This window comes from Pseudomonas sp. MS646, assembly GCF_036693845.1.
In the GTDB taxonomy this organism is placed as follows: Bacteria; Pseudomonadota; Gammaproteobacteria; order Pseudomonadales; family Pseudomonadaceae; genus Aquipseudomonas; species Aquipseudomonas chlororaphis_E.
The window spans coordinates 5616349-5629909 of sequence record NZ_CP144763.1 but is presented as its reverse complement, the minus strand read 5'-3'; the positions used below and the strand labels follow the sequence as shown (position 1 = coordinate 5629909).

11 protein-coding genes are annotated in these 13561 nt (G+C 62.3%); 6 read left to right on the top strand and 5 right to left on the bottom strand.

Annotated features, from left to right (window positions below):
• The first annotated feature begins 96 nt into the window (after window positions 1–96).
• From V3H56_RS24950 to V3H56_RS24925, 6 genes are all read left to right on the top strand, one after another.
• Complete coding sequence (locus tag V3H56_RS24950; RefSeq protein ID WP_042730672.1) at window positions 97–393, top strand: hypothetical protein; 297 nt, start codon at window positions 97–99, stop codon at window positions 391–393.
• A 275-nt stretch (window positions 394–668) separates the two neighbouring features.
• Window positions 669–2474, top strand: coding sequence for a phenylacyl-CoA dehydrogenase (locus V3H56_RS24945; RefSeq protein WP_042730671.1), 1806 nt, complete (start codon window positions 669–671; stop codon window positions 2472–2474).
• A 264-nt stretch (window positions 2475–2738) separates the two neighbouring features.
• Window positions 2739–4028: a GGDEF domain-containing protein gene (locus V3H56_RS24940; protein ID WP_047735935.1), complete on the top strand. Its 1290-nt coding sequence runs from the start codon at window positions 2739–2741 to the stop codon at window positions 4026–4028.
• Window positions 4029–4119: 91 nt separating this feature from the next.
• Window positions 4120–5916 carry an acyl-CoA dehydrogenase C-terminal domain-containing protein gene (locus V3H56_RS24935; RefSeq protein WP_042730669.1) on the top strand — a complete coding sequence of 599 codons (1797 nt, stop codon included), beginning with the start codon at window positions 4120–4122 and terminating at the stop codon, window positions 5914–5916.
• Window positions 5917–6090: 174 nt separating this feature from the next.
• A complete protein-coding gene (locus V3H56_RS24930; RefSeq protein WP_047735936.1) occupies window positions 6091–7869 on the top strand; it encodes an acyl-CoA dehydrogenase C-terminal domain-containing protein in 1779 nt (592 codons plus the stop codon).
• A 323-nt stretch (window positions 7870–8192) separates the two neighbouring features.
• Window positions 8193–8351 carry a YqaE/Pmp3 family membrane protein gene (locus tag V3H56_RS24925; protein WP_003177654.1) on the top strand — a complete coding sequence of 53 codons (159 nt, stop codon included), beginning with the start codon at window positions 8193–8195 and terminating at the stop codon, window positions 8349–8351.
• A 53-nt stretch (window positions 8352–8404) separates the two neighbouring features.
• Here V3H56_RS24925 and V3H56_RS24920 read toward each other — a convergent pair whose 3' ends face one another.
• From V3H56_RS24920 to pqqB, 5 genes are all read right to left on the bottom strand, one after another.
• A complete protein-coding gene (locus V3H56_RS24920; protein ID WP_338473966.1) occupies window positions 8405–10234 on the bottom strand; it encodes a S9 family peptidase in 1830 nt (609 codons plus the stop codon).
• Window positions 10200–11369, bottom strand: coding sequence for a pyrroloquinoline quinone biosynthesis protein PqqE (gene pqqE, locus V3H56_RS24915; RefSeq protein WP_047735938.1), 1170 nt, complete (start codon window positions 11367–11369; stop codon window positions 10200–10202). The genes V3H56_RS24920 and pqqE overlap by 35 nt, the downstream gene beginning before the upstream one ends.
• The gene (pqqD, locus tag V3H56_RS24910; protein ID WP_042730665.1) at window positions 11341–11616 is read right to left on the bottom strand and encodes a pyrroloquinoline quinone biosynthesis peptide chaperone PqqD; all 276 of its coding nucleotides are present in this window, start codon (window positions 11614–11616) and stop codon (window positions 11341–11343) included. The genes pqqE and pqqD overlap by 29 nt, the downstream gene beginning before the upstream one ends.
• Window positions 11613–12365, bottom strand: coding sequence for a pyrroloquinoline-quinone synthase PqqC (pqqC, locus tag V3H56_RS24905; protein ID WP_047735939.1), 753 nt, complete (start codon window positions 12363–12365; stop codon window positions 11613–11615). Before pqqC ends, pqqD begins: the two co-directional genes overlap by 4 nt.
• Window positions 12366–12578: 213 nt before the next feature.
• Entirely contained in the window at window positions 12579–13490 is a 912-nt protein-coding gene (pqqB, locus tag V3H56_RS24900) for a pyrroloquinoline quinone biosynthesis protein PqqB (RefSeq protein ID WP_338473965.1), read from the bottom strand.
• Window positions 13491–13561 lie beyond the last annotated feature (71 nt).

The following is a 13561-nucleotide window of genomic DNA, read 5'->3' as shown; positions in this document are numbered from 1 at the left end:
GATAAGGCAGTGTGCCATTAGTGTTTTTGTCGGGCCTTTTCCGCGCCCTTCTGATTCAATGGCCACTGTCGACCCTTCAAGAAGACGAGTTCTGTCATGCAAATCTCAGGAAATACCGCGTTCTATGCCGGTCTGAGCACGATTCAGACAGGGCAGAACCGTGTCGATCTGGCAGCCGGCCAGGTCGCCAACAACACGATCGAGCGCTCGGTCACCAGCCAGTCATCCGAAGTCCAGGTGGATCGCCTGCGGTCGGTCGATCGCAGCCAGCAGTCGGATGTGGCCGCCAACATGGTGGAAATGTCCCAAGGCAAGTTCCAGGTGCAACTGGGCGTGAACGTCGCCAAGGCTTCCGACGAAATGCTCGGGACGTTGATCGACACCTTCGCCTGATTCTGTCCCTTGGATTGACCGGAACGCCGCGATGATTCGCGGCGTTTTTGTCTCTAAGGTCTTCTTACTCAACTAATCTTTTCCCAGGCGTGTCGCGGGTTCTTCTGCGTCACCGAATGCCCGTGCCCGAGATTTTCCACAGCCGATGACGAATGGCAAAAGATCGGGCCTTGACAAGGTTTGGGCGTAAACGTATGTTTCAAACAACTGTTTGACCGTCACAACAAATCCACGCGGTCGTTCATTCCCGGTTACATCAGCAGAGGTTTATCGCTATGCCTGACTACAAGGCCCCCTTGCGTGATATTCGCTTCGTACGTGACGAACTGCTCGGTTACGAGGCGCATTATCAGAGCCTTCCGGCTTGCCAGGACGCAACTCCGGACATGGTTGACGCCATTCTCGAAGAAGGCGCCAAGTTTTGTGAGCAGGTGCTGGCACCGCTGAACCGTGTGGGCGACCTCGAAGGCTGCACCTGGAGCGAGTCCGGCGTGAAGACCCCGACCGGGTTCAAGCAGGCCTACAAGCAATTCGTCGAAGGCGGCTGGCCAAGCCTGGCCCATGACGTGGCGCACGGTGGCCAAGGCCTGCCGGAGTCCCTGGGCCTGGCCGTCAGCGAGATGGTCGGTGAAGCCAACTGGTCGTGGGGCATGTACCCGGGCCTGTCCCATGGCGCGATGAACACCATTTCCGAGCACGGCACGCCCGAGCAGCAAGAGGCCTACCTGACCAAGCTGGTGTCCGGCGAATGGACCGGCACCATGTGCCTGACCGAACCGCATTGCGGCACCGACCTGGGCATGCTGCGCACCAAGGCCGAGCCTCAGGCCGATGGTTCCTACAAGGTCACCGGCACCAAGATCTTCATTTCGGCCGGTGAACACGACATGGCCGACAACATCGTCCACATCGTACTGGCACGCCTGCCGGACGCACCGGCCGGTACCAAGGGTATCTCGCTGTTCATCGTGCCGAAGTTCCTGCCTAACGCCGATGGCACCCTCGGCCAGCGCAACGCGGTGAACTGTGGTTCCCTGGAACACAAGATGGGCATCCACGGCAACGCCACTTGCGTGATGAACTTCGACGCGGCCACCGGTTTCCTGATCGGCCCAGCGAACAAAGGCTTGAACTGCATGTTCACCTTTATGAACACCGCACGCCTGGGCACCGCGCTGCAAGGCCTGGCCCACGCCGAGATCGGTTTCCAGGGCGGCCTGAAATACGCCCGTGACCGCCTGCAAATGCGTTCCCTGACCGGCCCGAAAGCGCCGGACAAGGCGGCCGACCCGATCATCGTCCACCCTGACGTGCGTCGCATGCTGCTGACCATGAAAGCCTTCGCCGAAGGTAACCGGGCGATGGTCTACTTCACCGCCAAGCAGGTCGACATCGTCAAGTACGGCGTCGATGAGGAAGAGAAGAAAAAGGCCGATGCGCTGCTGGCGTTCATGACGCCGATCGCCAAGGCGTTCATGACCGAGGTCGGTTTCGAATCGGCCAACCACGGCGTGCAGATCTATGGCGGCCACGGCTTCATCGCCGAATGGGGCATGGAGCAGAACGTTCGCGACAGCCGTATCTCGATGCTGTACGAAGGCACCACCGGCATCCAGGCCCTCGACCTGCTGGGCCGTAAAGTGCTGATGACCCAGGGCGAAGCGCTCAAGGGCTTCACCAAGATCGTCCACAAGTTCTGCCAGGGCAACGAAGGCAACGAAGCGGTCAAGGAGTTCGTAGGGCCTCTGGCTGCGTTGAACAAGGAGTGGGGCGAACTGACCATGAAGGTCGGCATGGCCGCCATGAAAGACCGCGAGGAAGTCGGTGCGGCGTCGGTGGACTACCTGATGTACTCCGGTTACGCCTGCCTGGCCTACTTCTGGGCCGACATGGCACGCCTCGCAGCGGAAAAACTCGCCGCCGGCACCACCGAAGAGGCGTTCTACACCGCCAAGCTGCAGACTGCGCGTTTCTACTTCCAGCGCATCCTGCCGCGTACCCGTACCCACGTGGCGGCCATGCTGTCGGGTGCCAACAACCTGATGGACATGAAAGAAGAAGACTTCGCGCTGGGCTACTAAGCCTTACGCGGTTCCTCTGAAAAGCCGCTGCCTCCTTCGGGACGCAGCGGCTTTTTCATGTTCGCCATGAATATCCCGGCGAGCGAGCGCCTGCAAAGGATCAAAGGCGACCCTGAAACAATATTCATCCAGCCAAACCTTAAGAAAACTTTCTCCCCTGCCGTTACAGCGATGGCAGTGTGACATCTGTCACATCCTGCGTGCCTTGTTGCGGTAATAGCAGGCACAATGCCATCTTTGGTCAGCCGGGTCGGAGCTTTACCCTTGCCGCGTTCTTCCGCTGTACGTTTCAGCCATTTCCTACCCTCATTGCTGCTATTGCTGGCGGGGCTCGCGGCGGCCTACGTCAAGGACCTCAACGTTTTCTTCACCTCGCTGTTCAATGTCCTGCCAACGTTGGTGCTGCTGCTGGGCGGGGCGTATTGCTCGGTGTACCGGCGCCAGCGTGAACTGTTTTTGATGGTCACGGTGTACATCGCCTACTTCCTGCTGGACACCCAGACCGACTTCTACCGCGATAACGGCAAGGTGCGTGAAGACGCTGCCTTGGTGTTCCACCTCGTCTGCCTGCTATTGCCGCTGCTGTTCGGCCTGTTCGCCGCGTGGCAGGAGCGCACCCATCTGTTCCAGGACATGGTGGCGCGGTTCGCGGTGCTGCTGATCTTCGGCAGCGTGGCGCTGGCCCTGGAGCAGAGCTTTCCCCAGGCGCTGCTGCTGTGGCTTTCGGAGATCCGCTGGCCGGCCCTGCACGGGGCCTGGATGAGCCTGATCCAGTTGTCCTACCCGGTGTTCATCGCGGCCTTCTCGTTGCTGGCCTGGCAATACTGGCGCAATCCCCGGCCGTTGCATGCCGCGCAATTGGTGGGGTTGCTGGGTTTGTTCTGGATGTTGCCGAAGACCTTCATCCTGCCGTTTACCCTGAACATCATGTGCAGCCAGGTGATGTTGATGATCGCCGCCGCCGTCGCCCACGAGGCCTATCAAATGGCCTTCCGCGATGAACTGACCGGCTTGCCGGGACGCCGGGCGCTGAACGAGCGCATGCAGCGCCTGGGGCGCAACTATGTGCTGGCGATGAGCGACGTCGACCATTTCAAGAAATTCAACGACACCCACGGCCACGACGTGGGTGACCAGGTGCTGCGCCTGGTGGCCAGCAAACTGTCGAAAATCGGTGGCGGCGGTAGGGCCTATCGCTATGGCGGCGAGGAATTTGCGCTGGTGTTTGCCGGTAAGACCCTCGATGAGTGCATGCCTCACCTGGAGGTCATCCGCCAATCCATCGAGAGCTACAGCATCCAGTTGCGCAACCCCGACAGTCGTCCCCAGGATGATCAGCAGGGCCGACAGCGGCGAGCCGGCGGCAGTGCCTCCAGCGTATCGGTGACCATCAGCATCGGTGTGGCGGAACGGCTCGAGCAGCGCACGCCGGAAGAGGTCCTCAAGTCTGCCGACCAGGCACTCTATAACGCCAAGGGCGCGGGGCGTAATTGCGTGGTCGCCTTTGGCCAGAACCGCCGCGGCGCGGTGCGCATGGAAACTGCCGCGGGTTGAGTGATGACGGCGCATTCAGCGTCTGGACTGTGATTGTGGCCCTCGGTGGCCGGCAGTAGGTTGAAACGATCTGCTACCGGAGAACACCACCATGCCCGAGTACAAAGCCCCGTTGCGCGACATGCGCTTTCTGATCGATCACGTCTTCGATTTCCCTGGCCGTTACGCCGAACTGGGAGCCAGCGATGCCAGCCCGGACATGATCAACGCGATCCTCGAAGAGGGCGCCCGGTTCTGCGAGAACGTGCTGGCGCCTCTTAATCGCTCCGGTGATGAAGAGGGCTGTCATTTCGACAACGGTGTCGTCACCACGCCGGCAGGTTTCAAGCAGGCGTTCGCCCAATACGTGGAAGGCGGCTGGCACGGGCTCGCGGCGGATCCGGCGTATGGCGGCCAGGGCCTGCCCAGTTCCCTGGGGCTGGTCATCAGCGAGATGGTCGGCTCCAGCAACACTTCATGGGGCATGTACCCGGGCCTGACGCACGGCGCGATGTCGGCCATCCACGCCCACGGCACCGAAGCCCAGAAACAGACCTACCTGAGCAAGCTCACCGCTGGCCAATGGACCGGCACCATGTGCCTTACCGAAGCCCACTGCGGCACCGACCTGGGCATCATCAAGACCCGCGCCGTGCCCCAGGCCGACGGCAGCTACGGGATCACCGGCAGCAAGATCTTTATCTCCGCCGGCGAACACGACATGAGCGAGAACATCGTCCATCTGGTCCTCGCCAAGCTGCCAGACGCGCCGGCCGGGACCAAAGGCATTTCGTTGTTCATCGTGCCCAAGTTCCTGCCCGACGCCACGGGTGAAGCCGGCGAGCGCAATGGCGTGTCCTGTGGCTCGATCGAACACAAGATGGGCATCAAGGCGTCGGCCACCTGTGTGTTGAACTTCGACGAGGCCAAGGGATTCCTGATCGGCGAGCCGAACAAAGGCCTCAATTGCATGTTCACCATGATGAACCACGCCCGGCTCGGCACCGGCATGCAGGGCCTCTGCCTGGGCGAGGCCAGCTTCCAGGGCGCCATCGGCTATGCCAACGACCGCTTGCAGATGCGTTCGCTGACCGGCCCCAAGGCCCCGGAAAAACCCGCCGACCCCATCATCGTCCACCCGGACGTGCGCCGGATGCTGCTAACCATGAAAGCCTTCAATGAAGGTAACCGGGCGCTGACGTACTTCACCGCGCAGTTGCTCGACACCGCGCACCTGAGCGCCGACGAGGCGGCTCGCCAGGAGGCCGAGGACCTGCTGGCCTTCCTCACGCCGATCTGCAAGGCCTTCATGACCGACACCGGGCTCGAGGTGACGAACCACGGCATGCAGGTGTTTGGCGGGCATGGCTTCATTCGCGAATGGGGCATGGAGCAACTGGTGCGGGACTGCCGCATTGCGCCGATCTATGAAGGCACCAACGGCATCCAGGCCCTGGACCTGCTGGGCCGCAAGGTGTTGGGCAGCCAAGGCAAGTTGTTGCGTGGGTTCACCAAGATCGTTCACACGTTCTGTGTCGCGAACGCCGAACATCCGCAGCTCAAGGATTACGTCGCGCAGCTCGACGGGCTCAACCGACAGTGGGGCGAGCTGACCACTCAGGTGGGCATGGCCGCGATGAAAAACCCGGACGAGGTGGGCGCCGCGTCCGTCGACTACCTGATGTACAGCGGTTACATCATCCTGGCCTACCTGTGGTTGCGCATGGCCTTGGTCGCCCAGTCGCATCTGGAGCGCGGCGACGGTGACGGCGATTTCTGCCGCAGCAAACTGGCGACCTGCGAGTTCTACTTCAAGCGTCTGCTGCCGCGCACTGCCGCTCATCGGGCCGCAGTCGAGGCGGGCAGCGATTGCCTGATGCAGCTGCCGGCGGAGTCGTTTGCCTTCTGAGTGGCAGCAACAGGCTTGGCGGGGGCGCTTGCGCCCGTCGAATCGTTAGTGACTAAAAATAACAATAAAGTCACACGTTGACCCTATGTGTCGTAAAAGTTGTTGAGGTACACTCCGGCCACTGCAAAAACCGTTTTCTTACGAACCAACTGTTTAGATCCTGCGAGGTTTGCCATGGCTGACTACAAAGCGCCCCTGCGCGATATGCGCTTCGTCCTCAATGAAGTGTTCGAGGTCGCAAAACTCTGGGCCGAGTTGCCGGCATTGGCCGAGACCGTCGACGCCGAAACCGTCGAAGCGATTCTCGAAGAAGCCGGCAAAGTCACCAGCAAAAGTATCGCGCCCCTCAGCCGTGCCGCAGACGAAGAAGGCTGCCATTGGGCTGACGGCACAGTCACCACGCCGGCCGGTTTCCCACAGGCCTACAAGACGTACGCTGAAGGCGGTTGGGTCGGTGTCGGCGGTGATCCGGCGTACGGCGGCATGGGCATGCCCAAGGCGGTCTCGGCCCAGGTCGAGGAAATGGTCAACTCCGCCAGCCTGTCTTTCGGCCTGTACCCGATGCTGACCGCCGGCGCCTGCCTGTCGATCAACGCCCACGCCAGCGAAGAACTGAAGGCGGCCTACCTGCCGAACATGTACGCCGGCGTCTGGGCGGGCTCCATGTGCCTGACCGAGCCGCACGCCGGTACTGACCTGGGGATCATCCGCACCAAGGCCGAACCTCAGGCGGATGGCCGCTACAAGGTCAGCGGCACGAAGATCTTCATCACCGGCGGCGAACACGACCTCACCGAAAACATCATCCACCTGGTGCTGGCCAAGTTGCCGGACGCGCCAGCGGGCCCGAAAGGCATTTCGTTGTTCCTGGTGCCCAAGTTCCTGGTCAATGCCGATGGCAGCCTGGGCGCGCGCAACGCCGCCCACTGCGGCTCGATCGAACACAAGATGGGCATCCAGGCATCCGCCACCTGCGTGATGAACTTTGACGACGCGGTCGGTTACCTGGTCGGCGAACCGAACAAGGGCCTGGCGGCGATGTTCACCATGATGAACTACGAACGCCTGGGCGTGGGTATCCAGGGCCTGGCCACCGGTGAGCGTTCCTACCAGAACGCCATCGAATACGCCCGTGACCGCCTGCAAAGCCGTTCGCCGACCGGCGCGCAGAACAAGGACAAGGCGGCCGACCCGATCATCGTTCACCCCGACGTGCGTCGGATGCTCTTGACCATGAAAGCCTCGAACGAGGGCGGCCGGGCATTCTCCACTTACGTGGCGATGCAACTGGACACCGCCAAATTCAGCGAAGACGCGGCCACCCGCAAGCGCGCCGAAGACCTGGTGGCGTTGCTGACACCGGTGGCGAAGGCGTTCCTGACCGACCTGGGCCTGGAGACCACCGTCCATGGCCAGCAGATCTTCGGCGGCCACGGCTACATTCGTGAGTGGGGCCAGGAGCAACTGGTGCGTGATGTGCGCATTACCCAGATCTACGAGGGCACCAACGGTATCCAGGCACTGGACCTGGTCGGGCGCAAGATCGTCGGCAGTGGCGGCGCGTTCTATCGCCTGTTCGCCGATGAGATCCGCCACTTCACCGCTACCGCCAGCGGCGACCTGGCCGAGTTCACCCAGCCGCTGAACGCGGCGCTCGGCACGTTGGACGAGCTGACCCAATGGCTGTTGGACCAGGCGAAAACCAACCCCAATGAAATTGGTGCTGCGTCGGTGGAATACCTCCAGGCGTTCGGTTACACCGCGTACGCCTACATGTGGGCGTTGATGGCCAAGGCCGCCCTGGGCAAGGAAGGCGAGGATGATTTCTACGCGAGCAAGCTGGGCACGGCGCGTTTCTATTTCGCCCGCCTGCTGCCGCGCATTCATTCCCTGAGCGCCAGTGTGAAGGCCGGTAGCGAATCGTTGTTCCTGCTGGACGCCGGACAGTTCTGACCCGGAGGCGATGTGTAAGCATTTGCTTACACATCGTGCTGGCGTTTTCCCTCTACCGGCGGATTGGATCCACCGTTAATCTACTTCACATGGACGTCGCGCAGGATGCGCAAAAGTTACAGCACGGACACGTAGGATTCTGCCAGGAAGGCGGAGTGAAATGGATGTCAGGGAAACAGTCTGCAAAGCCCCGCCTCGGCGGGGTTTTCTTTTGCCCGCGTTTTTATCCGGGGCTTCTTTTCGGTTGTCTCTGAACCCTGACGAGCGGTCAGGTGTCAATGAGCTATATGGCAACGTAGCCATGATCAACCAGGAGCCAACCCATGGATTTTATTCGTATCATCATCGCCATCCTGCTGCCGCCGCTGGGCGTATTCCTGCAAGTGGGCTTCGGCGGGGCTTTCTGGCTGAATATCCTGCTGACGCTGCTGGGCTACATTCCAGGCATCGTTCACGCGGTCTATATCATCGCCAAGCGCTGAACAATTTCATCGAGAACCCTGTGGGAGCGAGCTCCCACAACTTCTTCATTTCCCTAGACAACGCCGCCCATCACCTTGCGATAGAACAACCACTCATGCTCCAGCGCATGGGCCTGGTTCACCGCCTTGCGAAAACCGTGGCGTTCATCCGGATAGTAATGGGCCTCGACCGTGACGCCGTTGTCCTCCAGCGCACGGACCATATCGCGGGTCTGCTGTGGCACGACCACGGCATCCAGTTCCCCTTGAAAGAAGATCACCGGTGTGCGGATTCGATCCGCGTGTAGCAGCGGCGTGCGTGAGCGGTAGCGTTCGACGTCCCGTTGCGGGTCGCCAATCAGCCAGTCCAGATAATCGCCTTCGAACTTGTGCGTGGCGCGCGCCAGGGCGACAGGATCGCTGACGCCATAGAGGCTGGCGCCGGCCTGGAACACCTCTCGAAACGCCAGGGCGCAAAGAGCCGTGTAGCCGCCGGCGCTGCCGCCACGGATGAACGCATGCTCACCGTCGACCAGGCCCTGCTCGGCGAGGTAGGCGACCACCGCGCAGGCATCCTCGACATCCACCACCCCCCAATTCAGGTGCAAGGCTTGTCGATAGGCCCGGCCATAGCCGCTGCTGCCACGGTAATTGAGGTCGGCAACGGCGAAGCCGCGGTGGGTCCAATACTGAATGCGAGGATCGAACACCGGGTAGCAGGCCGAGGTGGGACCGCCATGGATGAACACCACCAACGGCGGCTTCTCCTGGCTGTCCATGGCCGGGTAAAAGAAGCCATGGGCCTGACCCGCACCGCTGGGGTAGCGCAACGTGCGCGGACGGCTGACCTGCGCGGCGGGCAGTGGCGCGACGCCGCCGGCCAGCACCGCGACGCCGGCACTGTGCCGCTCGATCGCGATCACCGCTGACGGTAGGGTGGGCGAGGCGGCGATGGCATAGATGAACTGCTCGTCCAGGGCCAGGCTGCGAAAGCGCGTGTAGGCGCCGGTGTAGTCCTGGCTTGCGTTCCCGCTGCAACACAGGCCCAGCCGGCCAAACCCCGCTTCGGTCCAACTCGCCAGGTAAGTGTGTTCGTCCAGCGGCAGCCAGGTGCAACCACCCATTTGCCACGGCGCCGGTGCGTGATCGGCTTGAGCGGCGGGCAGTGGTTGCAAGCCGTCGGCCGATTCGATCCAGGGCTGCCAGTAACCGCCGCGATCGGTCAGGCAGTAAAGACGATTCGAAGCATCGAAACGTGGCTGCTGGATGGACTCTTCGGCAGCATCGCCGGCCACACAGCGTGGCTCGCCCCACCCCGAGCCCTTGCGTTCGGCCAGCATCAATCGCGTGGCCGTCCAGGGCTGATGCGGCCGGCTCCATTCGATCCACGCCAGTCGCTGGCCGTCGGCGCTGACGGTCGGCGAGGCGTAGAAATCCGCGCCTTCGGCCAGCAATTGACGCTGACGGTCCGCCAGGCCGATGGCCACCAGCCGATGCCGATCGGCCTGCTGCTCCACCGCCAGTACCTGGCCGCGGGCGACGCTGAGGTCTCCATGGCGACAGTCGCCCGAGGTCAGTGCCGCGGGGCGTTCGGCCCCCAGTGCCTGGCGATAGATCTGCTGGTCGGTCTCATTGACGAACACCACGCCCTCGTCGTCCAGGCAAAACGCGCCGCCGCCGTATTCGTAGACGCGGCTGTTGGCGCTGAACCCGTCCGGGGTCAGGCATCGTGCCTGGGCGCCTTGCCAATGCCAGATCCGGCAGGCCCCGTCGCCAGGCCGGTATTCATTCCAGAACAGGCCCAGCGGGCTTACCCGCAGCTCGGCGAAGTCGGTGCCGGCGGCAACGGCCTGGGCGGCGCTGAACGGATCAGCTTTTGGCGATGAGGCGTGAGTTTCGTTCATTGCGAAAGGCCAGTTGCTCGATGGTCTGGGTGGCGTGCTCGGCGTCTTCGCGAGCCTGGAGAATCACCCCGTGATGTTCGGACTTGCTGCACACCGGGTCGGCGTTGCTGGCATCGCCCGTGAGCATGAAGGCCTGGCAGCGACAGCCACCGAAATCCTCCTCCTTTTCATCGCAGGAACGGCAGGGCTCGGGCATCCAATCGTAGCCGCGAAAGCGGTTGAAGCCGAACGAGTCGTACCAGATGTGCTGCATGCTGTGGTCGCGCACATTGGGAAACTGCACCGGCAACTGTCGGGCGCCGTGACAGGGCAAAGCGGTGCCGTCCGGGGTGACGGTCAGGAAGAGGCTGCCCCAGCCATTCATGCAGGCCTTGGGGCGTTCCTCGTAGTAGTCCGGGGTGACGAAGATCAACTTGCACGGGTGGCCTTCGGCCTCAAGCTTGGCGCGATACTCGTTGGTAATGCGCTCGGCGCGCACCAATTGTTCCCGGGTGGGCAGCAGCCCGACGCGGTTGAGCTGCGCCCAGCCGTAGAACTGGCACGTGGCGAGCTCGACGAAGTCGGCTTCCAGGGCAATGCACAGCTCGATGATGCGATCGATCCTGTCGATGTTGTGCCGGTGGGTGACGAAGTTCAGCACCATCGGATAACCGTGGGCCTTCACCGCCCGGGCCATTTCGAGTTTTTGCGCAAAGGCTTTCTTCGAGCCGGCCAGCAGGTTGTTCACCTGTTCGTCGCTGGCCTGGAAGCTGATCTGGATATGGTCCAGGCCGGCCTTCTTGAAGTCGCTGATCTTCTGCTCGGTCAAGCCGATGCCGGAGGTGATCAGGTTGGTGTAGAAGCCCAGCCTGCGGGCCTCGCCGATCAGCTCGGCCAAGTCCTGGCGTACCAGCGGCTCGCCACCGGAAAAACCCAGTTGCGCGGCGCCCATTTCCCGGGCTTCGCGAAACACCTTGAACCACTGCTCGGTGCTCAGCTCCTTGCCTTGTTCGGCGAAGTCCAGCGGGTTGGAGCAGTACGGGCATTGCAGCGGGCAGCGATAAGTCAGCTCCGCCAGCAACCACAGCGGCAGGCCGACTTCGGGTTTGGCCGGCAGGCCGCTGGCCTCAGGCAAGTTCGATCCAGTGTTCTGCACGGGCGACCTCCATGAATTGCTCGATGTCGTCACCGAGTTCCGGCACGTCCGGGAACTGTTTGGCCAGTTCGCCGATGATGGCCGCGACATCCCGCTCGCCGTCGATCAGACCGCCGATCAGCGCCGCGCTGTCGTTGAGCTTGATCATGCCTTCAGGATAGAGCAGCACGTGGCCTTTCTGTGCCGGTTCGTACTGGAAGCGATAGCCGGGACGCCAGCGAGGGGTTTTGCTGCGGTCGAAACTCATAGGGGGATTCCTGTGTGCCACACCCGTTCTCCGGTCACGCTGTGATAGGGCGGGCGATTCAATTCGTAGGCCATGCTCATGGCGTCGAGCATGCTCCAGAGGATGTCCAGTTTGAACTGGAGGATTTGCAGCATGCGCTCCTGGCCTTCGCGAGTGGTGTAGTGCTGCAGGGTAATTGCCAGCCCATGTTCGACATCGCGGCGAGCCTGGCCCAGGCGGGTGCGGAAGTACTCATAGCCGGCCGGGTCGATCCACGGGTAATGCTGTGGCCAGCTGTCCAGGCGCGACTGGTGGATCTGCGGGGCGAACAATTCGGTCAACGAGCTGCTGGCGGCTTCTTGCCAACTGGCCCGGCGGGCAAAGTTGACGTAGGCGTCCACGGCGAAGCGCACCCCCGGCAGCACCAGCTCCTGGGAGCGCAGTTGATCGGGGTCCAGGCCCACGGCCTGGCCCAGCCGTAGCCAGGCCTCGATACCGCCGTCTTCGCCGGGCGCGCCATCATGGTCGAGCAGGCGCTGGATCCACTCGCGACGGATTTCCCGGTCCGGGCAATTGGCCAGGATTGCGGCATCCTTGAGCGGGATGTTCACCTGGTAGTAAAAGCGATTCGCGACCCAGCCCTGGATCTGCTCGCGAGTGGCGCGGCCTTCATACATCGCCACGTGATACGGGTGATGGATGTGGTAATACGCACCCTTGGCACGCAGGGCCGCTTCGAACTCGGCGGGGGACAGGGGGGTGTCAGTCATTTTGATTCTCCGGGAAATGCCCGTGGGGTCTGTGGCGTCAGGGCTGGCCCCATCGCGAGCAAGCTCGCTCCCACAGTAATTCGAGTTGCATTGGATATCCGATTCACAGCAAAACCAGTGTGGGAGCGAGCTTGCTCGCGAAGGCGTCCTCTCAGCCAGCACAAGCGTTGACTGACGCACCCCAAGCTCACCCCCACATTGGTTCCACTCTTCTTACAACTCAATACTCATCCCGTCGTAAGCCACTTCAATCTTTCGGCGTACAAGCTCGGCCCGCTCGGGCGAGTCTTCATCGAGGATCGGGTTGGTGTTGTTGATATGGATAAGGATCTTGCGCTGGTTGGGCAGTTGTTCCAGCACCTCCAGCATCCCGCCGGGGCCGTTCTGGGCCAGGTGCCCCATCTCGCGGCCGGTGCGGGTGCCGACGCCACGGCGTTGCATCTCATCGTCGTCCCACATCGTGCCGTCCACCAGCAGGCAGTCGCTGCCGGCCATGATCTCCAGCAGCGGCCCATCGACCTTGCCCAGGCCCGGAGCGTAGAACAGCTTGCCGCCGGTGCGCAGGTCTTCGACGATCAGGCCGATGTTATCGCCCGGGTGCGGGTCGAAGCGGTGCGGTGAATAGGGCGGCGCGGCGCTGCGCAGGGGCAGTGGCGTGAAACGCAGGTTCGGGCAGGCGGCGATGGTGAAGCTTTGGTCGAGCTCGATACGATTCCAGCTCAACCCGCCGTTCCAGTGGGTCAACATGTTGAACAGCGGAAAACCGGTGCTCAGGTCCTCATGGACCATGTCGGTGCACCACACCTGGTGCGGGCAACCTTCACGCAGGCTCAGCAGGCCGGTGGTGTGGTCGATCTGGCTGTCCATCAGGATGATGGCGCCAATGCCGGTGTCCCGCAGGGCCCGGCCAGGCTGCATCGGGGCGAAGCTTTGGAGTTGCGCGCGAATGTCCGGGGAAGCGTTGCACAACACCCAACTCACGCCGTCATCGGAAATCGCGATGGACGACTGGGTGCGCGCCTGGGCCCGCAGGCTGCCGTTGCGAAAACCTGCGCAATTGACGCAGTTGCAGTTCCACTGGGGGAAACCGCCGCCGGCGGCGGAACCTAGAATCTGGACAAACATGGCCACTCCATCTGCAAACCAAAATAAAAACGCCCCGGTTGACCGAGGCGTTGTGCTGCGTGCTCAAGTGC